The 20,593-nt window shown below is 70.6% G+C and carries 19 protein-coding genes; 6 read left to right on the forward strand and 13 right to left on the reverse strand.

Annotated features, from left to right (window positions below):
- Positions 1–13: 13 nt before the first annotated feature.
- Positions 14–1,171 carry an acyl-CoA dehydrogenase gene (locus ACIRA5_RS08445; RefSeq protein WP_403688723.1) on the reverse strand — a complete coding sequence of 386 codons (1,158 nt, stop codon included), beginning with the start codon at positions 1,169–1,171 and terminating at the stop codon, positions 14–16.
- A 175-nt stretch (positions 1,172–1,346) separates the two neighbouring features.
- Here ACIRA5_RS08445 and ACIRA5_RS08450 point away from each other — a divergent pair, with 175 nt between their 5' ends.
- Positions 1,347–2,690, forward strand: a complete 1,344-nt coding sequence (locus ACIRA5_RS08450) for a UDP-glucose/GDP-mannose dehydrogenase family protein (protein WP_352044423.1) — start codon at positions 1,347–1,349, stop codon at positions 2,688–2,690.
- A gap of 243 nt (positions 2,691–2,933) precedes the next feature.
- On the opposite strand, the gene ACIRA5_RS08455 is transcribed toward ACIRA5_RS08450, so the two are convergent.
- A complete protein-coding gene (locus ACIRA5_RS08455) occupies positions 2,934–3,431 on the reverse strand; it encodes a CGNR zinc finger domain-containing protein (RefSeq protein ID WP_403688726.1) in 498 nt (165 codons plus the stop codon).
- Positions 3,432–3,535: 104 nt separating this feature from the next.
- Between ACIRA5_RS08455 and ACIRA5_RS08460 the strand changes: the two genes are divergently transcribed.
- A complete protein-coding gene (locus ACIRA5_RS08460) occupies positions 3,536–3,904 on the forward strand; it encodes a VOC family protein (protein WP_403688728.1) in 369 nt (122 codons plus the stop codon).
- A 108-nt stretch (positions 3,905–4,012) separates the two neighbouring features.
- Here ACIRA5_RS08460 and ACIRA5_RS08465 read toward each other — a convergent pair whose 3' ends face one another.
- From ACIRA5_RS08465 to ACIRA5_RS08475, 3 genes are read right to left on the reverse strand one after another with little or no spacing between them, the layout of a single operon-like run.
- Complete coding sequence (locus ACIRA5_RS08465) at positions 4,013–5,230, reverse strand: dipeptidase (protein WP_403688731.1); 1,218 nt, start codon at positions 5,228–5,230, stop codon at positions 4,013–4,015.
- A gap of 5 nt (positions 5,231–5,235) precedes the next feature.
- Positions 5,236–5,766: a 5-(carboxyamino)imidazole ribonucleotide mutase gene (gene purE / locus ACIRA5_RS08470; RefSeq protein WP_403688734.1), complete on the reverse strand. Its 531-nt coding sequence runs from the start codon at positions 5,764–5,766 to the stop codon at positions 5,236–5,238.
- Complete coding sequence (locus tag ACIRA5_RS08475; RefSeq protein WP_403688737.1) at positions 5,763–6,923, reverse strand: 5-(carboxyamino)imidazole ribonucleotide synthase; 1,161 nt, start codon at positions 6,921–6,923, stop codon at positions 5,763–5,765. Before ACIRA5_RS08475 ends, purE begins: the two co-directional genes overlap by 4 nt.
- A gap of 230 nt (positions 6,924–7,153) precedes the next feature.
- On the opposite strand from ACIRA5_RS08475, the gene ACIRA5_RS08480 reads away from it, so the two are divergent.
- Positions 7,154–7,705: a GtrA family protein gene (locus ACIRA5_RS08480; protein WP_403688740.1), complete on the forward strand. Its 552-nt coding sequence runs from the start codon at positions 7,154–7,156 to the stop codon at positions 7,703–7,705.
- Positions 7,706–7,730: 25 nt separating this feature from the next.
- Here ACIRA5_RS08480 and ACIRA5_RS08485 read toward each other — a convergent pair whose 3' ends face one another.
- Entirely contained in the window at positions 7,731–9,011 is a 1,281-nt protein-coding gene (locus ACIRA5_RS08485) for an ATP-binding protein (RefSeq protein WP_403688742.1), read from the reverse strand.
- Between the two features lie 260 nt (positions 9,012–9,271).
- The gene (locus tag ACIRA5_RS08490) at positions 9,272–9,949 is read right to left on the reverse strand and encodes a response regulator transcription factor (protein WP_018566970.1); all 678 of its coding nucleotides are present in this window, start codon (positions 9,947–9,949) and stop codon (positions 9,272–9,274) included.
- A 491-nt stretch (positions 9,950–10,440) separates the two neighbouring features.
- Here ACIRA5_RS08490 and ACIRA5_RS08495 point away from each other — a divergent pair, with 491 nt between their 5' ends.
- Positions 10,441–11,937, forward strand: a complete 1,497-nt coding sequence (locus tag ACIRA5_RS08495; RefSeq protein ID WP_403688744.1) for an oligopeptide:H+ symporter — start codon at positions 10,441–10,443, stop codon at positions 11,935–11,937.
- Positions 11,938–12,043: 106 nt separating this feature from the next.
- Here ACIRA5_RS08495 and ACIRA5_RS08500 read toward each other — a convergent pair whose 3' ends face one another.
- From ACIRA5_RS08500 to ACIRA5_RS08525, 6 genes are all read right to left on the reverse strand, one after another.
- Positions 12,044–13,393, reverse strand: a complete 1,350-nt coding sequence (locus ACIRA5_RS08500; RefSeq protein ID WP_403689711.1) for a hypothetical protein — start codon at positions 13,391–13,393, stop codon at positions 12,044–12,046.
- 59 nt (positions 13,394–13,452) lie between these two features.
- On the reverse strand, positions 13,453–14,577 hold the full coding sequence (locus tag ACIRA5_RS08505) for a hypothetical protein (protein ID WP_403689714.1): 1,125 nt from the start codon (positions 14,575–14,577) through the stop codon (positions 13,453–13,455).
- A gap of 26 nt (positions 14,578–14,603) precedes the next feature.
- The gene (locus tag ACIRA5_RS08510; protein ID WP_403688745.1) at positions 14,604–15,554 is read right to left on the reverse strand and encodes a hypothetical protein; all 951 of its coding nucleotides are present in this window, start codon (positions 15,552–15,554) and stop codon (positions 14,604–14,606) included.
- Between the two features lie 46 nt (positions 15,555–15,600).
- Positions 15,601–16,320, reverse strand: a complete 720-nt coding sequence (locus ACIRA5_RS08515) for an LPXTG cell wall anchor domain-containing protein (protein ID WP_403688747.1) — start codon at positions 16,318–16,320, stop codon at positions 15,601–15,603.
- 180 nt (positions 16,321–16,500) lie between these two features.
- Positions 16,501–17,016: an ATP-binding protein gene (locus tag ACIRA5_RS08520; protein WP_075027342.1), complete on the reverse strand. Its 516-nt coding sequence runs from the start codon at positions 17,014–17,016 to the stop codon at positions 16,501–16,503.
- 283 nt (positions 17,017–17,299) lie between these two features.
- Positions 17,300–17,668, reverse strand: coding sequence for an STAS domain-containing protein (locus ACIRA5_RS08525; RefSeq protein WP_403688749.1), 369 nt, complete (start codon positions 17,666–17,668; stop codon positions 17,300–17,302).
- A 238-nt stretch (positions 17,669–17,906) separates the two neighbouring features.
- Between ACIRA5_RS08525 and ACIRA5_RS08530 the strand changes: the two genes are divergently transcribed.
- Positions 17,907–18,827, forward strand: coding sequence for an RNA polymerase sigma factor SigF (locus ACIRA5_RS08530; protein WP_388399119.1), 921 nt, complete (start codon positions 17,907–17,909; stop codon positions 18,825–18,827).
- A gap of 216 nt (positions 18,828–19,043) precedes the next feature.
- Complete coding sequence (locus ACIRA5_RS08535; RefSeq protein ID WP_403688752.1) at positions 19,044–20,567, forward strand: RICIN domain-containing protein; 1,524 nt, start codon at positions 19,044–19,046, stop codon at positions 20,565–20,567.
- The last annotated feature ends 26 nt before the right edge of the window (positions 20,568–20,593 follow it).

Raw genomic sequence — 20,593 nt, forward strand, 5'->3', positions numbered from 1 at the left:
GTGCGGGGGTGGGTTACGGCAGGTTGCGGGCCATCACGATGCGCTGGACCTGGTTCGTGCCCTCGTAGATCTGGGTGATCTTGGCGTCGCGCATCATGCGCTCGACCGGGTAGTCGCGGGTGTAGCCGTAGCCGCCGAGGAGCTGGACGGCGTCCGTGGTGACCTCCATGGCGACGTCGGAGGCGAAGCACTTCGCCGCCGCACCCTGGAAGGTGAGGTCCTTGTCGCCGCGCTCCGACTTCGCAGCGGCCGCGTACGTCAACTGCCGGGCCGCCTCGATCTTCATGGCCATGTCGGCGAGCATGAACTGGATGCCCTGGAAGTCGGCGATCGGCTTGCCGAACTGCTTGCGCTCCTGGACATAGCCCTTGGCGTAGTCGAGGGCGCCCTGCGCGATGCCGAGCGCCTGCGCGGCGATCGTGATGCGGGTGTGGTCCAGGGTCTTCATGGCCGTGGCGAAGCCGGTGCCCTCCTCGCCGATCATGCGGTCGGCCGGGATGCGCACGTTGTCGAAGTAGACCTCGCGCGTCGGGGAGCCCTTGATGCCGAGCTTCTTCTCGGGGGCGCCGAAGGAGACACCCTCGTCCGACTTCTCGACGACGAAGGCCGAGATGCCCTTCGAGCGCTTGGTGGGGTCGGTGACCGCCATCACCGTGTAGTACTCGGAAACGCCCGCGTTGGTGATCCAGCGCTTCACACCGTTGAGGACGTAGTCGTCGCCGTCACGGACCGCCTTCGTCTTCATGCCCGCGGCGTCCGAGCCCGCGTCCGGCTCCGAGAGGCAGTACGAGAACATCCCGTCGCCCTCGGCGAGCGGGGTCAGGTACTTCTGCTTGAGGGCCTCGGAACCGGAGAGGATCACCGGGAGCGAGCCCAGTTTGTTCACGGCCGGGATCAGGGAGGAGCTGGCACAGACACGCGCCACCTCCTCGATCACGATCACCGTGGCGAGCGCGTCGGCGCCCGCGCCGCCGTACGACTCCGGCACGTGCACGGCGTGCAGGTCGGAGGAGACCAGGGCGTCCAGGGCCTCCTGCGGGAAACGGGCTTCCTCGTCCACCACGGCCGCGTACGGCGCGATCTTCGCCTCGGCCAGCGAGCGGATCGCGTCACGGAGCATGTCGTGCTCCTCGGACGGGCGGTACAGGTCGAAATCAGCCGATCCGGCCAAGGTCTCTCACGCTCCAAGGACGCTAATTACCGTTAAGTAACCCAAATTTTAGGGCTCCGCCCACGGGAGGGATACGTGAGCTTCGCGACAGGGGGGAACCTGCCCGATGAGGGGCCCGAACATGCCCCGACTATGCTCGGGCAGCGCACCGAGCCCATTCATCCCAGGAGCACCCATGGCCCTCAAGATCACCGTGATCGGCACCGGCTATCTCGGCGCCACCCACGCCGCGGCCATGGCCGAGCTCGGGTTCGAGGTACTGGGACTCGATGTCGTCCCCGAGAAGATCGAGATGCTGCAGCGGGGCGAGGTCCCGATGTACGAGCCGGGGCTCGAGGAGCTGCTGCGCAAGCATGTGGCGGGCATCGAGGGATCCACCGGCCGGCTGCGCTTCACCATGGACTGGGCCGAGGTGGGGGAGTTCGGCGACGTCCACTTCGTCTGCGTGAACACGCCGCAGAAGCACGGGGAGTACGCGTGCGACATGTCGTACGTCGACGCCGCCTTCGAGACGCTCGCCCCGCACCTGAAGGGCCCCGCCCTCGTCGTCGGCAAGTCCACCGTGCCGGTGGGTTCCGCGGAGCGGCTGGCGCGCACGCTCGCCGAGCTCTCCCCCGCCGGCGAGGACGCCGAGCTCGCCTGGAACCCGGAGTTCCTGCGCGAGGGCTTCGCCGTCCAGGACACGCTGCACCCCGACCGTCTCGTGGCCGGCGTGCGCAGCGAGCGGGCCGAGAAGATCCTGCGCGAGGTGTACGCGACGCCCGTCTCCGAGGGCTCGCCCTTCGTCGTCACCGACTTCCCGACCGCCGAGCTGGTGAAGACCTCCGCGAACTCCTTCCTCGCGACCAAGATCTCCTTCATCAACGCCATGGCCGAGGTCTGCGAGGCCGCCGGCGGCGATGTCGCCCTGCTGGCCGAGGCCATCGGGCACGACGAGCGGATCGGACGCAAGTTCCTTCGGGCGGGCATCGGATTCGGCGGCGGCTGTCTGCCGAAGGACATCCGCGCCTTCATGGCCCGGGCCGGTGAGCTCGGCGCGGACCAGGCGCTGACCTTCCTGCGCGAGATCGACTCCATCAACATGCGCCGTCGCGGCCAGATGGTGGAGATGGCGCGGGAGGCGCTGGGCGGCGGATCCTTCCTCGGCAAGCGGGTCGCCGTGCTCGGCGCGACCTTCAAGCCCGACTCGGACGACGTCCGGGACTCGCCCGCGCTGAACGTCGCCGGGCAGATCCACCTCCAGGGCGGCCAGGTCACCGTCTACGACCCGAAGGGCATGGCGAACGCCAAGCGGCTGTTCCCGACGCTCGGGTACGCCGACTCCGCGGTCGAGGCCGTGCGCGGCGCCGACGTCGTCCTGCACCTGACCGAGTGGCGGGAGTTCCGCGAGCTGGACCCGGCGGTGCTGGGCGAGGCGGCCTCGGCCCGGGTGCTTCTGGACGGCCGCAACGCGCTCGACCCCGAGGTGTGGCGCCGGGCCGGATGGACGTACCGGGCGATGGGCCGCCCGACCGCCTGAGCGCTCCGTCCAAGCGCTGCGCCGGAAGTGCCGGGTGTGCCGTCGATCGTCTGCGGCGCCGTCGTGGCTCGTCACGCGGTTCCCCGCGCCCCTTCAGGGCGCCGACCCGGTGACGCTTCGCGGGGTGACGGCGGTCCGGCCGAGGCTCAGTCGGCCGGACCGCCGTCGTCACCCATTCTCCACGCTCCCGGCGACCGGTGCGGCCGGTTGTCCCACTTCTCGCGCTTCTCGCGTACGGACGGGCTATTTCGCGCGGTAGCGGCGCATCTTCGCGCGCGCCCCGCAGACCGACATCGAGCACCACCGGCCACGGCCCGCCGGGGACCGGTCGTAGTACGCCCAGTGGCAGGTCGGTGCCTCGCAGGCCTTCAGCCGCAGCCAGGTGCCCTCGACGAGCGCGTCCGCGAGGGCCGCCGCGACGCGCGACGCGAGTGAGGCGCCCGCGGGGACGAGCCGTACCGCGCCGTCGTGTTCGTCGACCGTCACGTGCAGCGGGGCCCGGGCCAGCAGCTCGCCGAGGGGGGTCACCGCGCGGTGCGCCGGGTGGCCCGCGTGCGCCAGGCAGGCCGCGCGCAACGACTCGCGCAACTCACGGGCCGCCTCCGCCTCGCCCTCCACGACGCCGAAGGGCGATCGGCCCTCGGCGGTGTCCAGCGAGTCCGCGCCCGACTCGATGTCCAGGGTGTTCACCAGCGACTGGATCAGCGCCAGACCGCCGGGTGCGGGCGCACGGTCATTCATGGTTGCGACGTTACCTCCTATGCGGGAGCATGCAGTAACCGTTACCTCTTGATGAGGTCTTGCGGTAACTCGTTGATGTCGTTGATAACCCATCGGAGGAAGTCATGGCTCTCGCCAAGCTGGGTGTCGTCGTCCTGGACTGTTCCGACCCGCGCGCGCTCGCCGGGTTCTACGCGCAGGTGCTCGGCGGCAGCGTGGAGGAGGACTCCGGGGACAGCTCGTGGGTGGACCTGAAGGTGCCGGGCGGTCAGGCGCTCGCCTTCCAGCAGGCGCCCGGCTTCGTCCCGCCGCGGTGGCCCACGCCGGACGGCTCGCAGCAGTTCCACCTGGACCTGGTGGTGGAGGATCTGGACGCGGCCGAGAAGGAGGTGCTGGCGCTGGGCGCGAAGCCGCTGGACACCGAGGACCGCTCGCGCACCTGGCGGGTGTACGCCGACCCGGCCGGGCACCCCTTCTGCCTCTGCGCCTGCTGAGGACGAGCGGGAGAGGCGGACGGCACCCCGGGTCCCCTCCTGGCCACCCACTGCACCCAGCGCGCCACGGCCGGCGGACGGCTACACCGACCACCCCGCCCTGGACGCTCAGGCCCCGTCGCCGTCGAGGGACTCGATCGTCGCGACGGACGGACCGCGGGTGGCCTGAAGACCGCGCGCCACGTCTTCCGCGGCACCCAGCACCCGTACCGCGTTCTGCCAGGTCAGCTTGGCGAGGTCGGTCTTCGACCAGCCGCGGTCCAGCAGTTCGGCGATCAGGTTCGGGTAGCCGGAGACGTCGTCGAGGCCGTCCGGGGTGAACGCCGTACCGTCGTAGTCACCGCCTATGCCGAGGTGGTCGACACCGGCGACCTCACGCATGTGGTCGAGGTGGTCCGCCACCGTCGACACCGTGGCGACGGGGCGCGGGTAGGACTCCTCGAAGGCACGGTGGACCCTCATGCCGTCGGCGGTGGTGTCGAGGTGGTGGAAGCCGTTCGCGCGCATGTTCTCGTCGGCCGCGGCCGTCCAGTCGACCGCCGCCTGGAGGACGAACTTCGGTACGAACGTCACCATCGCCACTCCCCCGTTGGCGGACAGCCGCTCCAGGACGTCGTCCGGGATGTTGCGCGGGTGGTCGCACACCGCGCGCGAGGAGGAGTGGGAGAAGATCACCGGCGCGGAGCTCGTGTCGAGCGCGTCCCGCATGGTCGTCGCCGCGACGTGCGAGAGGTCGACCAGCATGCCCTCGCGGTTCATCTCCCGCACGACCTCGCGGCCGAAGGCCGACAGACCGCCGACGGTGGGCACGTCGGTCGCCGAGTCCGCCCACGCGATGTTGTCGTTGTGGGTCAGGGTCATGTAGCGCACACCCAGCGCGTACAACCCCCGCAGCACGGCGAGGGAGTTGTCGATGGAGTGGCCGCCCTCCGCACCCATCAGCGAGGCGATACGGCCCTCGGCGCGCGCCGCCTCCATGTCGGCGGCGGTCAGCGCGGCCCGCAGGTCGGAGGGGTGACGGTCGATCAACCGCCGTACGCAGTCGATCTGTTCCAGTGTCGCGGTGACCGCGCCCGGCAGGTCCGAGCGGACGTACACCGACCAGAACTGCGCGCCGACGCCGCCCGCGCGCAGTCGGGCCAGGTCGGTGTGCAGGTGGGCGCTCTGGTCGGCGGCGATGTCGCGGGCACCGAGGTCGTAGCGGACCTGTTCGCGCAGCGCCCAGGGAAGGTCGTTGTGGCCGTCGACCACGGGGAAGTCGGCGAGGAGGGCGCGGGCCTCGTCGAGGGATGCCGTGGACGTGACGGACGGCGTGGAGGAGGTCATGGGCGTCACTTCCCGGAGCCGAAGCCGAAGCCGCCGCCCGCGCCCTCGACCTTGGCGCGCAGCCGCTTGCCCTTCTCGGTGGCCTGGTCGTTCAGCTCCTGCTGGAACTCCCGCATGCGGCTGAGGAGTTCCTCGTCGTGCGCGGCGAGCATCCGGGCGGCCAGCAGGCCCGCGTTGCGCGCGCCGCCGACGGAGACGGTCGCGACCGGGACGCCGGCCGGCATCTGCACGATCGACAGCAGCGAGTCCATGCCGTCGAGGTACTTCAGCGGAACGGGCACGCCGATGACGGGCAGCGGGGTCACGGACGCGAGCATGCCGGGCAGATGGGCCGCCCCGCCCGCGCCCGCGATGATCGCCTTGAGCCCGCGCTCCGCGGCCTGCTCGCCGTACGTGATCATCTCGTGCGGCATGCGGTGCGCGGAGACGACATCCACCTCGTAGGGGATCTCGAACTCGTCCAGCGCCTGCGCGGCCGCTTCCATGACGGACCAATCGGAGTCCGACCCCATGACAATGCCTACGACGGGGCTCATTCGGTGATCGTGCCTCTCAGGTAACCGGCTGCGTGTCGGGCGCGCTCGAGGACGTCGTCCAGGTCCTCGCCGTAGGTGTTGACGTGGCCGACCTTGCGGCCGGGCTTCACGTCCTTGCCGTACATGTGGATCTTCAGCTGGGGGTCGCGGGCCATGCAGTGCAGGTACGCGGAGTACATGTCCGGGTAGTCGCCGCCCAGGACGTTGACCATGACCGTCCACTTGGCGCGCGGGCGCGGGTCGCCGAGGGGGAGGTCCAGGACCGCGCGGACGTGGTTGGCGAACTGGGAGGTGATCGCGCCGTCCTGGGTCCAGTGGCCCGAGTTGTGGGGGCGCATGGCCAGCTCGTTGACGAGGATGCGGCCGTCAGGGCTCTCGAAGAGCTCGACGGCCAGATGACCGACGACACCGAGTTCCTTGGCGATGCGCAGCGCGAGCTCCTCGGCCTGGAGGGCCAGCTCGTCCGGTATGCCGGGCGCGGGGGCGATCACCGTGTCGCAGACGCCGTTGACCTGCTGGGACTCGACCACGGGGTAGGCGACCGCCTGGCCGTGCGGGGAGCGGACGACGTTCGCCGCGAGTTCCCGTACGAAGTCGACCTTCTCCTCGGCGAGGACGGGCACGCCGGCCCGGAAGGGCTCGGCGGCCTCCTCGATCGACCGGACGAACCAGACGCCCTTGCCGTCGTAGCCGCCGCGGACCGTCTTGAGGATGATCGGGAATCCGTCGCCTCCGGCCCCTTCGGCGAGGCCTTCCGCCGCGAACGCGGCCACGTCCTCGACGTCGGCCACGATCCGGTGCCGTGGGCACGGCACGCCGATCTCGTCGAGCTTCGCGCGCATCACGCCCTTGTCCTGGGCGTGCACGAGGGCGTCAGGGCCGGGACGGACGGGGATGCCGTCCGCCTCCAGGGCGCGCAGATGCTCGGTGGGTACGTGTTCGTGATCGAAGGTGATCACATCGCAGCCCCGCGCGAACTCACGCAGCGTGTCGAGGTCGCGGTAGTCGCCGATGACGACATCGCCGACGACCTGCGCCGCGGAATCCTGAGGGGTGTCACTGAGGAGCTTGAACTTGATGCCGAGCGGGATGCCCGCCTCGTGTGTCATACGAGCGAGCTGGCCCCCGCCGACCATGCCGACTACCGGGAACGTCACGCTGCAAGGGTATCGGTCGCGCCATGGGGGCCGGTTTCCGCGCCTGCGGTCCGGCTGCGATCCCGGCGTGGCCCCGGCTGTGATCCCGGCCGCGGCGGGGGTTTTCCCTCACTGTGACCCCCTCTTTCCGGTCCCGTGAGGCCCTCCACAGGCACGAGGGCGGCCCGCTGGTTAGAGTGGCTGGGTTGAATTTTTCGACCGATGTCCGATCTACGGGGGCTGGCGACACCATGGGCAGTAAGTCTTCGGGGCTTCACGTACGGCCCCGCAGCGCGGTTCGCCGCCGCTTCGACCAGCTGTTCCGGGAGATCGCGAAGTTCGGGGCGGTCGGCGGAGCGGGGCTCCTCGTCAACCTGGTGACCTTCAACCTGGTGCGCAGCGCGACCGGGCTGCAGGTCGTACGGGCGAGTGTCATCGCCACGATCGTCGCAATCGTCTTCAACTACATCGGGTTCCGCTACTTCACGTACCGGGACCGCGACAGTGGCGGCCGCACCAAGGAGATGGGCCTCTTCGTGCTGTTCAGCGCGGTGGGGCTGGTCATCGAGAACGGTGTGCTGTACGTGGCGACGTACGGGTTCGGCTGGGACAGCCCGCTGCAGAGCAACATCTTCAAGTTCCTCGGCATCGGCATCGCGACGCTGTTCCGGTTCTGGTCGTACCGCACGTGGGTGTTCCGTACGGTCCCGGACGAGGCGCGTGAGGTCCTGGAGAGCGCGGAGGCGATCCTCGACGAGGAGCCGGCGCCCCGACGGTCCCGGGCACGGGCCCGGGCGAACTGAGCCCCCCAGGGGCTGCCCGACGGGGCTATCTGACCGTTCGTTCCTCGTCCTCGTCCACCAGTGGTGGTCTCTTCAGCGGGGTGCGGGAGAGGAACAGGCCGAACACCGGCGGCTGTGCCTGGAGCATCTCCAGACGGCCGCCGTCCGCCTCCGCGAGGTCGCGGGCGACCGCGAGGCCGATGCCCGTGGAGTTGCGCCCGCTGATCGTGCGCTCGAAGATGCGGGCGCCCAGGTCGGTGGGGACACCGGGGCCCTCGTCCGTGACCTCCACGACGGCCTGGTTGCCCGTGACACGGGTGCGCAGGGCGACCGTGCCGCCCCCGTGCATGAGCGAGTTCTCGATGAGCGCGGCCAGTACCTGGGCGACCGCGCCCGGGGTGCCGACGGCCTGCAGATGACGTTTTCCCGAGCTGACGATGGCGCGGCCCGCGCTGCGGTAGGCCGGGCGCCACTCCTCCAGCTGCTGCTTGATGACCTCGTCGAGGTCGAAGGTGACGGCGGAGCCGGTACGCGGGTCGCGGGCGTTGGTGAGCAGCCGCTCCACCACGTCGGTGAGGCGCTCGACCTGGGTCAGGGCGATCGTCGCCTCCTCCTTCACGTTGTCCGGGTCATCCGTGAGGGTGATTTCCTCCAGACGCATGGAGAGGGCCGTCAGCGGCGTACGGAGCTGGTGGGAGGCGTCCGCGGCGAGGCGGCGCTCGGCGGTGAGCATCCGCGCGATCCGCTCCGCGCTGCCGTCCAGGACGTCGGCGACCCGGTCCAGCTCCGGGACGCCGTAGCGCTTGTGGCGCGGGCGGGGGTCGCCGGAGCCGAGCCGCTCCGCGGTCTCCGCGAGGTCGGTGAGCGGGGAGGCGAGACGGTTGGCCTGCCGTACGGCCAGCAGAACCGCGGCGACGATCGCGAGCAGCGCGACCGCGGCGATGATCAGGAGGGTGCGGCCGACCTCGCGCGTCACGGCCGAGCGGGGCTCCTGGACGGTGACCGTCTCGCCCTCCTCGCCCTTCGCCGTGGAGTGGATGACGTCACCGCTGGGCTGGAGGCCGAGCTCGACGGGGGCCTGGCCGGGGATGCGGATCACGGCGTACCGGTCTTCCGCGACCTGGTTCTTGAGGATCTCCGCGTTGATGTGCTCGTCGCCGAGGATGCGGCTGTCGACGATGCTGGCCAGGCGCAGGGCCTCGGAGTCCACGCGTTCCTGAGCACTGTTGCTGATCGTGCGGGTCTCGACGATCACGAGGGACACGCCGAAGACGGCGATCACGACGAGCACGACGGCGAGCGTGGACTGGATGAGACGGCGACGCACGGGGTCCTCCGGGCGGGTGACTGTACGTGGACCAGTGTGCCTTGACGCCGCGCCGGGCTGGGGCGGGGGCGAGCGTTCGGGTATCGCCGGGGTGCTTCGTGCGCGAGTGGGTGAGGTGCGGGTGGGGTCGTTCCCTGTCCGCGGGCCGGTGGGGGCTGGTCGCGCCCACGCGGCGGAGCCGCATGGGTAACGGCCCCGCGCCCCTCGGGGGCGGGGCTTCGCCCCGGATCCCCCGCCCCCCCCGTCCGCCCCGCGGGGCCTCAGCTCTTTTCGAAGCGGAAGCCGACTCCTCGTACCGTCGCGATGTAGCGGGGGTTCGCCGCGTCGTCGCCGAGCTTCTTGCGGAGCCAGGAGATGTGCATGTCGAGGGTCTTGGTGGACGACCACCACGTGGTGTCCCAGACCTCGCGCATCAGCTGGTCACGCGTGACAACCCGGCCGGCATCGCGGACGAGGACCCGCAGCAGGTCGAACTCCTTCGCCGTGAGCTGGAGTTCCTCGTCGCCCATCCAGGCCCGGTGCGACTCGACGTCGATGCGCACCCCGTGCGTGGCGGGCGGCTGCTGCGGCTCCGCGGCGCCGCGCCGCAGGAGGGCCCGGACACGGGCGAGCAGTTCGGCAAGGCGGAAGGGCTTGGTGACGTAGTCGTCGGCGCCCGCGTCGAGACCGACGACGGTGTCCACCTCGTCGGCGCGCGCGGTCAGGATGAGGATGGGGACGGTGTGGCCTTCGGCACGGAGGCGGCGGGCCACTTCGAGGCCGTCCATACCGGGCAGGCCCAGGTCCAGGACGACCAGGTCGACGCCGCCCTGCATTCCGGCGTCGAGCGCGGTGGGTCCGTCCTCACGCACTTCGACCTCGTAACCCTCCCGGCGCAGGGCGCGGGCCAATGGCTCCGAGATGGACGCGTCGTCCTCGGCGAGCAGTACACGGGTCATGGGGTGATGGTAGTCCGCCACGGACAGCGCCTGTGGTGTGATCGCCAAGCGTAATTCTTACCTGGGGCTGTACGGTTTCCTGCCTGCGGCTGTGGGAAGCGATCTTGTCCGACACCTTCGAATAGGTGTCCGTGGTTCCATTATTACCTGTGATCCATGTCTCAAGTCCTTCCATATGCCACATTGAGATGTCGTATGGTGACCAGACGCCTGTAGCACCAGTAGGGGACCTTTGGCGCGTACTTGCCGCTGAAGGTCTCTTTCATGTGCGGGCTGGTGTTCGCCAGCCTTGAAAGGAATGACCTGTGGCCGGGCCCCAGCGCATCAATGCGCGATGGGCGTGGATCCCGGTGGTCGCCGTCCGCCGCTTCGCAATCCGGAGCGGACTCCCCGTGGGCGTGGGGAAGGACGGTCGAATCCCGCCGGTGCCGGCCGCCCCCCACCGGGCGCGTAACGCTCAAGCAGCGCGTCCCGACCAGCAAGGAACGACCATGGCGTCCAGCCTGACGAAGGACTCGGTGACTCCGGGCACCCCCGGTTCCGAGAGGACCTTCTTCGGCCACCCCCGCGGACTGGCCACTCTCTTCATGACCGAGATGTGGGAGCGATTCTCCTACTACGGCATGAAGGCTCTGCTCCCGCTGTACCTGGTGGCACCGGGCGGCCTGCACCTGAGCGCGGCCACCGCGACCGCGATCTACTCGGTGTACCTGTCGCTGGTGTACCTGCTCGCCCTGCCGGGTGGCTGGTTCGCCGACCGTGTCCTCGGCCCCCGCAAGACGGTCGCCGTCGCGGGCGTCATCATCATGCTGGGCCACCTCACGCTGGCCCTGCCGTCGTCCGGCACGTTCTACGGCGGCCTCGGGCTCGTCGCGATCGGTTCCGGTCTGCTGAAGGCCAACATCTCCACGATGGTCGGTCACCTCTACAACGGTCCGGACGACCCGCGCCGTGACGGTGGCTTCACGCTCTTCTACATCGGCATCAACGTCGGCGCCTTCGCCGCTCCGCTGGTCATCGGCACCGTCGGCGAGAACGTCAACTGGCACCTGGGCTTCGCGCTCGCCGCGCTCGGTATGGCGCTGGGTCTGGCCCAGTACCTGCTCGGCGGCCGTCACCTGAACCCGCGCTCGCACGAGGTCCCCACGCCGCTGTCGGCTCAGGAGAAGGCCGCGACGCTGCGCAAGTCCGCGCTGTGGGCGGCCGTCGCGGTGGTCTTCTACTGCGTCGTCGGCTTCTCGGGTCACTACACCCTGAACTGGCTGCTGGTCCCGATCACGATCGCCGGTCTGATCATCCCGGTCCTGGTCATCGCCCGGATCAAGCGGGACAAGGACCTCGACCGCGCCGAGCAGTCGAAGATGTCCGCGTACATCTGGTTCTTCGTCGCCGCGGCCGTCTTCTGGATGATCTACGACCAGGGCGGCTCGACCATGTCGATCTTCGCCGACTCCTCCGCCGAGAACACGATCTTCGGCTGGGAGTTCCCGGTCTCCTGGTACCAGTCCGTCAACCCGGTCATGATCATGGCGCTCGCGCCGGTGTTCGCCTGGGCGTGGCTGGCGCTGAACAAGCGCGGCAAGGAGCCGAGCACGGCCACCAAGTTCGCGTCGGGTCTGATCCTGATCGGTGCCTCGTTCTTCCTGTTCCTGGCTCCGCTGACGATCGCCGAGGGCGGTCACAAGGCGGCCGCGATGTGGCTGGTCGCGATCTACTTCGTGCAGACCGTCGGTGAGCTGACGCTCTCGCCGGTCGGTCTCTCCGTCACCACGAAGATGGCTCCGGCGAAGTACGCCTCCCAGATGATGGGTGTCTGGTTCCTGGCCGTCACCGCCGGTGACGCCACGACGGGTCTGCTGTCCATCGCCAACGTCGACCTCAACAAGACGGGCATCGTCGCCCTGGAGGCCACGCTCGCCGTGATCGCCGGTGTCGCGGTGTGGATGTACCGCAAGAAGGTCAAGGTCCTCATGGGCGACGTCCACTGACGTACGTCCGGGGCTTGCCGGAGGGCCGCCGCATCCTTTGGGGTGCGGCGGCCCTCCGGCGTTCACGGGTACGGACGGAGGGCTCGTCGCCGCCCCGTCCGACGGCTCAGCGTGTGCGGCGGTGCGGCATGAACGTGAAGATCGCTCCGCCCAGCAGGATCACCGTCCCCGCGACCAGGCCGAGTGCCCGAAGCTCGCCGTGGTCGTTCGCGCCGGTCGCGGCCAGGCCTCCGCCGGACGAGGACGAAGACGAGGACGAGGACGACCCGGAGGACGACCCGGAGCCCGACGTCGTCGCGCCGGAGACGCCGCCCGCCTGCTTCTGGACGTCGAGTTCCAGTGAGACAGCGGTCTTTGTCGCCTTGCAGGGAATCGTGATCGGGTCGGATCCGGCACTCAGCGTCACGACGATCGTCAGATCACCTGGGCTGAGCGTGGCCTTGCCGTCCGCTCCGGGCTTGTACGTGCCCGTCATGTCGCCGAGCGAGACCGGGTCGCCCGTGTTGAGGGCGTCCTTGTTGGCAGGGCCCTCGACCTTGAGCGAGCCGCTGTCGTCGCCGCCGACCGTGATCACCATGGAGGGCTTCAGCGCGCCCGCGGGCAGCGGGGCGGGGCTGTCCATCACGCCCTTGGCGGTTTTCACCGTGAGGTCGTAACTCCCGCCGTTCTTCTTGGCGTCGATCGTCGCCGAAGAGTCGATCTTGGCGGGGCCGGGCGAGGTGCAGGCGAAGGACGTGGTCACGGTCTTGCCGGCGAAGTCGGTCTGACCGTCATCGCCGCCGGAGGTCGAACCACCGGACGTCGTGCCACCGCCGGTCGTGGATCCACCCGAAGTCGTACCGCCGGTGTCACCACCCGTCGCCGTGCCTCCGGAGGTGGTCGTCCCGCCGGTGGTCGTCCCGCCGGTGGTCATCCCGCCGGAGGTTGAGCCGCCCGAGGTCGTCGAACCGCCCTCGGCGGCCGTCACCTTGATGGTGGCCGCGGCCGGCACCGCCTCCTGGGGCGTGCACTTGGTGTCCGTCGAATAGGCGGTGATGGTGTACGCGTCCGGGGCCAACGTGACGTCACCCGCCTTCGTCAGCTTGACCTTGCCCGTCATGTCGGACAGCACCATGTCGCCGCCCTTGGGAATCTCCGGGTTCTCCTGCGGCCCCTCCATCGCGATGTCCGCGGTCTGCGCACCGGACGCCTTGAGGGTTCCCGTGGGCTTGACCGAGTCCTTCGGCAGGACGATGAGGTCCGGATTCTTGGACGCCGCCTGGACGAACTTCCACACGACCTCGATCTCGTCACCCACCTTCGCCGTCGCCGGTGCGGTGATCTCCACCTTGGTGGTGCCCTCGACGGGACCCAGGCCGGAGGCCGCGGGCGGTATGCACTCCGTCTTGTACGACACCTCGGCGGCCTGCGCCGGGACCGCAGCCACTCCCAACAGAATGCCCGCGCCGCCGAGCATCAGCGCGATCCCGGCCGCGCTCGTTCTGCGGCCTCCGGGCACAACTCTCCGTCGCCTGTTCACGTGTTCCCCTTCGTCGTCGGACCGGTGTCGTGCGGTGCGGAGAGCTGACCGTTCGCCGCGGTCCCCGGAACGTTGTCCGGCGTGAACCACGGCAGGGTCGGGTTCGTAGCGGTGCCGGGTGGCACGGATGTGGCCGCGGACGCGCTCGCTCCGGGCACCCGGGACGGGCTCGCCTTGGCCATGCGGAACGTGGCCGGCCGCGGCACCCGGGAGACGAGTTCGGGCAGGCCCAGGCTCCGATGCCGGCCCGCCCGCCCCGCCGACCTGCGCGGGCGCACCCGGTCCACCACGGCCATCCCGACCCGGAAGACCGCGGCCGGCACCACCACGGCGAGCAGGATCCAGAAGAGGGTCACCCCCCAGGGACGGCCCACCCCCCAGGGCTGTTCGGCGAGGACCTTGCCGCTGTAGCGCAGCGAGACCGTGTAGTCGCCGTGCGCCCCGGCCGCGAGCTCGACCGGCAGCTTGATCTGCGCCTTCTTGCCGGGTGCGATCGTGCCGCGCCAGTCCTGTTCCTCCCACTGCGGCGCGAACACGCCGTGGGAGGTGCCGATCTGGAACACGGGGTCCTTGACGGCGGCGGTGCCGATGTTGCCGACGGTGAAGACGAGCCCGCGGGAGGGCGGCGCGCCGAACCAGGTCAGCAGCCCGCTCGACCCGTCGAGGCGGGTGTCGGTGAGCACCGAGAGCCGCCCCCCGCCCACCTCCTTCGGCAGTGGTTCGACCGAGTGCCCGGCGACCATGAAGATCGCGTCGGCCTCCGCCTTCTCCCCCGTGACCGTGGCGACGTGCACCACGCACGGGCACGGTTCGGGCGGCTCGGTGACCGGCAGTTCCTTGCTGAAGTGGCCCTGCGCGTCGGTGGTGACGGCCCGGCCGTCGGCGTTGGCGCAGGAGTTGGTGCCGCCGATCACCCCCCGGGACGGCACGGCCTGCCCGCAGATCAGCATCATCAGCAGGGTCTTCGGCCGCCATCCGTTGCCGGTCACGGTGATCGAACCGCCCGTCCCCGCCTCGGACTTGGACAGGCTCACGCCGGGTTTCCCGGCCGCGGACGCCGGGGACACCACTCCCGCCAGCGGGGCCAGGACGAGCGCGAGCGCCGCCACCAGCGCCGACATCCGCGCCTTGCCGCTCAGGACACCGCTCACGACACCGCTCCCGTCCACTCGACTTCCGTACGCGGCCGTTCACTCGTCCCGCCGCCCGTCGTACGACGCCTGTGACGTCGTACGCCCCACCACGCACCCAGCGCCGCGAGCGCCGTCCCGGCGGTGGCCGCGAGCGCGCCCCACGGCACGAACCGCACCGAAGCGGACGCCGTGGCGCGTGCCCCGCCCGCCGCCGTCACCGTCAGCCGTACGTCGACCGCGTCCAGCACCGGGGGGTCGCGCCAGGGCTCGGTGAGCGTGACGCGGCGGCCGGGCAGGAGGTCGAGGGGCAGGGTGCGCGGGGCACGGTCCAGGGCCCGGCCGAGGACGCCGTCGGCGCGTACCGCGAGTTTCGGGGTGAGCACGGTGTTGCCGCGGTTGACCAGCTCGTACGAGATGCGCCCGCCGTGCACGGCGACGTGCTCGACGGTGAGCGCCGACACCGCGGGACCGCCGACCCGCAGCTGGACCCGGACCGCCGAGGACCGGCCGCCGGCGCCCGCCACGACCGCGCCGGGGTGATCGCCGGGCGTCGCGCCCGCCGGGACGCTCACGGTGAACGGCACGTCGGCCCGGGTGTGCGCGGGCACCCGCAGCGAAAGCGTGCGCACCGGGACCCGGCGCCCGCCCCGGTCTCCCGCGAAGGCGATCCACGCGCCCGTGTCCGTGGACTTCCCGGCGGCGCGCACGGTGAGGTCGCCGTCCGCGGTGTTGTCGGCGTCCGCGCCACGCAGCCGCACGGTCACGGGCCGTGCGCCCGGGTTGAGCACGGACACGGAGTCCTGCAGCACCGTGCCGGGCGCGCCCTCCGCATAGACGTACGGCCGCGCGCCCGGCGCGCTCGCGGACGGCGCGAGGGACCAGCCGTCGTCGGCCGCGGCCACCGGGGCGGCGGCGGCCGACAGCAGCACGGCGACGGCACAGCGGAGGACGGGGGCGTACGGCATCGGCGGCTCCTGCTGGTCGTACGGTCGTACGGGGGGCGCGGCGCCCTCAGCGGCGGGTCGTCTGATGCCTGCGGGACAGCCACAGCGTGCCCGCCGCGCCCGCGAGCAGCACCGTGCCGCCGAACGTGCCGAGGGCGATCGCCGAGTCGGCGGGGCCGGTCTGCGGGAGCTGGCCACCGGAGTCGGTGCCGGTCGAGCCCGTCGAACCGCCCGAGCTGCTGGATCCGCCGCTTCCCGAACCGCCGCCCGCCGCCGTGACGTCGAGAGTCAGCGACGGCCCGGGGTTGTTCGTGGGGGTGCAGGTGGTCGTCGTGCCGAGCGCCTTGATCGTGAGCACGCCCGCGGTGAAGGTGACCTTGCCGGTCTTCTCCGGCGTGTAGGTACCCGACAAGTCACTGATTTTTATGGGGGTGTTGGCGGGGATCGCCGCCGCGTTGGCGGGGCCGCTCACGGCCACCGTGCCGCTGTCCGCGCCGCCCACCTTGATCACGGCGCTCGGGCTCATCGCGCCCTTGCCGAGCTCCACCGGGCTGGAGGAGACGCCCTTCTGCCAGGACATGGTGAGCTTGTAGGCGCTGCCGCTCTTGACACTCTTGATGTCGATGGGCGAGACGGCGCTTTTGTCGCCGATCGGCGTCTTGCACTGGTAGTTGACGTTCACCACGCCGGCCTCGGCGACGGGGGCGGCCATCAGCACCGCCGAGCCGGCCAGGGCCGCGGCGAACGCGAACGCGGCGGTTCGTTTCTGGTACGTCCGGTACGACACCTCGGGGCCTCATTCCTGACGGAACATCAGATCGGCCGTCAAGGTACGCCCGGTCCCTTGTGGAGGGAAGACAAAGTGCGCGCCGGATCCGAGGAGATCCGGCGCGCGTTCGGCAACGTACGAAGAAGGGTTCGAACCGCGGGTAACCCAAGGTGGGAGTCGCACCCGGGATCGGGTGGGCTACGCGGGCGCCCCGAGTTCCGCCCACACCGTCTTGCCCGTGACCCCCGGAGTGCGTACGACTCCCCAGTCCAGACACAGCCGCTGCACGATGAACATGCCGTGACCGCCGGGGCGGCCGGCGCGGTGCGGGGTGCGCGGGGCGGGCTGGCCCGCGCCACGGTCGGAGACCTCGACGCGCAGCACCTTGTTGTCGCAGGCGATCCGGAGCTCGTCCGGGCCCTCGGCATGCAGGCAGGCGTTGGTGACGAGTTCGGAGACGACCAGCAGGACGTCCTCGGCGGCGGCCCGCTGGTCGGCGCTCGCGGCGGGCAGCCAGCCCCACGCGTGCAGCGCCTGGCGGGCGAAGTCGCGGGCCAGCGGCACGACGCCGCTCTCGCCGTCGAAGCTCAGTCTGCGGGCCTGACGCCCCCCGGACGGGACGGCCAGGCCGCCGCCCCCAGGCGCCCCGGAAGCGCCGCCGTCGCCCGACTCCGGGCCGCGGTCGCCCGGCGAGTAAGGCCGGGTGGTGCTCATCAGCGCTTCACCTCACCGATTCACCAGTTCACGATTCAAGACTCAGTACTCAGCATGTGGTACGCGCCGCGGGTGCTTCCGCACTCAGGGCGTTCCGGACGAATATCTACGACGATCACCTACGACGTTCCCACCGATTGTTGCCGACATAGTCAGGATGTCTCCTGCCCGACCGATCCGCCGGAACACCCCCTTTGTGCGACGGGGATCGTGTGACGCGGGCGACGCCGCGATCGCAGGGGGCACTGCGGAGCATGCCGAGGCGGGGCCCCGACCGCCCCGGCTAGTCGGCCAGGGCCGCATCGAGCGTCTCGTGGACGGTGAAGACGGCCTCGGCCCCGGTGATCTCGAAGACCCGGGCCACCACCGGCAACATTCCCGCCAGGTGGACTCCACCCCCCGCGGCCTCGGCCTTCAGCCGGGCGCCGAGCAGCACGTTCAGCCCGGTGGAGTCGCAGAACTCCAGTCGCGAGCAGTCCACGACCAGTCGCGAGTGCCCGTTGTCAAGGCAGTCCTCGAGTGGCTCACGCAACAATTCAGCCGTGTGGTGATCCAACTCACCCGCGGGGGTCACGACGGCGCTTGAGCCCTCTTCCCGCACCTCGACTAGAAGCCGGCCCGACTGTGCGCTGCCGACCGTCTGGCGGTCCATGCCGTCTCTCTCCCGAGCGTCGCGACTGCTGATGTACGCACTCGAACACTACGCCTTCCTTACGATCCCCGACACCCGAACAACCCCCCGAAAATGGACATTTCATCATGCAACGCACTTGCGGGCGACGCGCGAAAGCGGGTAGGGCTAGTAACGACACCTATTCGACACGGCCGGCTTCGGAGGCGCCGCACACCGCAGTGCACGTATTGGCATCGGCGGCCATATGCCGAGAACGATGGAGGACACCATGTCACCCCGGCTCGACGCATCGCAGACCCAGACGGCGACGTCGACACCTTCTCTGGAACGCCCGGAGCGTCTCGACGAAACCGGAACCAGCGGACTCGACGGACTCGACGGACTTCCCGAGATCCCCCCGTACGACGAGGTGGGACCGGTGGACGCACGGGCCCTGTCCAAGACCCTCTTCGAGCGGCTGGAGTCCCTCGAAGAAGGCACCCACGACTACTCGTACGTGCGCAACACGCTGGTCGAGCTCAACCTCGCGCTGGTCAAGTTCGCCGCCTCCCGCTTCCGCTCCCGCAGCGAGCCGATGGAGGACATCATCCAGGTCGGCACGATCGGCCTGATCAAGGCGATCGACCGCTTCGAACTGAGCCGCGGCGTCGAGTTCCCCACGTTCGCGATGCCGACCATCATCGGCGAGATCAAGCGCTTCTTCCGCGACACCTCCTGGTCCGTGCGCGTACCGCGCCGACTGCAGGAACTCCGTCTCGACCTGGCCAAGGCGGGCGACGAACTCGCCCAGCAGCTCGACCGGGCGCCCACGGTGGGCGAGTTGGCGGAGCGCCTGGGCATCACCAACGACGAGGTCGTCGAGGGCATGGCCGCCTCGAACGCCTACACGGCCAGTTCGCTGGACGCCCAGCCCGAGGAGGACGACTCCGAAGGCGCGCTCGCGGACCGCATCGGCTACGAGGACCACGGCCTCGAGGGCATCGAGTACGTGGAGTCACTCAAGCCCCTGATCGCCGAGCTCCCCTCGCGCGACCGGCAGATCCTCTCGCTGCGCTTCGTCGCCAACATGACCCAGTCCGAGATCGGTGACGAGCTCGGGATCTCGCAGATGCATGTGTCGCGGCTGCTGTCGCGGACGCTGGTGCGACTGCGGAAGGGACTGACGGTCGAGGAGTGACGAGGGGGGAGCGACGCTCCCCGACCCTCCGCTGCATGCGGCCCGACGCCCTCGGCGCCGGGCCGCATGGTCCATCGACCGTCGACATCTCGAACTGTTACCCGAAGAAACCTCTCTTCTCTCTCCCCCTCTTTCCTCAAACCTCTTTCCTCAAAGGGCCACTCTCGTCACGATGGTCACTCCAAACTGGCTGGTACGTCAGGACGAGGACGAGTGATGAGCGAAGGCAGCGGGGTCCACGCGGGCGCGTCCGACACGCGGCTCACCGAACTGCTGAGCGCCGACACCCCCAGCGCGTATCCGGCCCTCCAGGAACTCCGCGAGCGGCACCGCCCGTCCGTCCTCGCCTACGCCCGCCTGTGCACCCGCAGCGAGTCGGCCGCAGGACAGCTCGCGGCACAGGCGTTCACCCTGGCGGCCCAGGAGACGGCACGCGGCTCGAACCCGAGCGTCCCCTGGCGCCACCGGCTCCTGCTGCTGGCGGGGCAGGTGGCCGCCTCGTGGGCGAGGGACGAACGGGCCGCAGGCCTCGACCCCGGTCTGCTCCTCGTGCTGAGCGCGGCGGGCCCCGGCGGGCCCGTGCCGCCCCTGCTCGCCCCGTTCCAGTCCCTCCCGTCCCGTACCCAGGGCCTGCTCTGGTACGGGGTCGTGGAAGAGGAACCCGCCGACCGGGCGGCCGTCCTGCTCGGCCTCACCCGTGAGGACGTGACGTACGGCGCGCAGCCCGCGCTGCACGCCCTGGGCCAGGCCTGTCTGAAGTTCCGGCTCGCCGCCTCCGACGACCCGCGCTGCGGGGACTTCCGGCGGCTGATCGAGGAGTCGCTACGGCCGGACAACCCCCGTTCCAGCCCCGATCTGCACGCCCACATGGCGCACTGCGCGCACTGCACGACGGCGTACGAGGAGCTGTCCGCCCTGCGCGACCATCCGCGCACCGCGCTGGCCGAGGGGCTGCTGCCGTGGGCGGGCACGGCGTACGTCATGAGCGAGGCGGGCGAACCCCGGCCCGGCGTCCCCGCCTCGTCGGGGCCCTGGCCGCCGTCCCGCCGTTTCGTCCTCACCTCGGCGGCGGCCCTCGGCGTCGCCCTGGTGCCGCTGCTGTTCGTCGTGCTGTCGTCGGGCGGCTCGCCGTCCCAGAACACGGCGGGCTCGGTCACCACCCCGTCGAGCGTGCCGCAGGTGACGGTGACGGCGACCGTCTCGGCGACCCCCTCGCCCCCGGCCCCGCTGCCCTCCGCGACCAGCGAGTCCCCTTCCCCGACGCGGAGCCCGAGCCCCTCCCTCTCGAGATCGGCCCGTCCGACGCCGTCCCCCACGCCCGCCCCGGCCTACCCGCCGGGCAGCAGCTACGCCCAGGTCGTGAACCTCGCCTCGGGCCTGTGCCTGGACATCCGCGACGGCGATCTGACGCAGGGCACGGACGTCGTCACGGCGCCCTGTACCTCGGCCCGCACCCAGCGGTGGCGGGTCGACTCCGGCCGCGGCGTCCTGCAGTCGTACGCCGACTCCGACCTCTGTCTCGACAGCCGCGGCTCCATCGACAACGGCGTCGGGATCTGGGACTGCGGCTCGATCGACGGCAGCCACGGCCAGAATCTGAGGTTCACCGTGGACGACGACGGCGTGATCCGCCCGTCCATCGCCGTCGAGACCGCGGTCACCCCGAGCGGCGGCGACGGCCTGTCCCTGCTGCCGCTCGACGGGGGCACGAGTCAGCGGTGGCGGGCGGGGGCCTCGTGACCCAGGCGCCGTGACCCCGGCCTCGC

It is taken from the genome of Streptomyces sp. NPDC096311 (genome assembly GCF_044763085.1).
Taxonomy (GTDB): domain Bacteria; phylum Actinomycetota; class Actinomycetes; order Streptomycetales; family Streptomycetaceae; genus Streptomyces.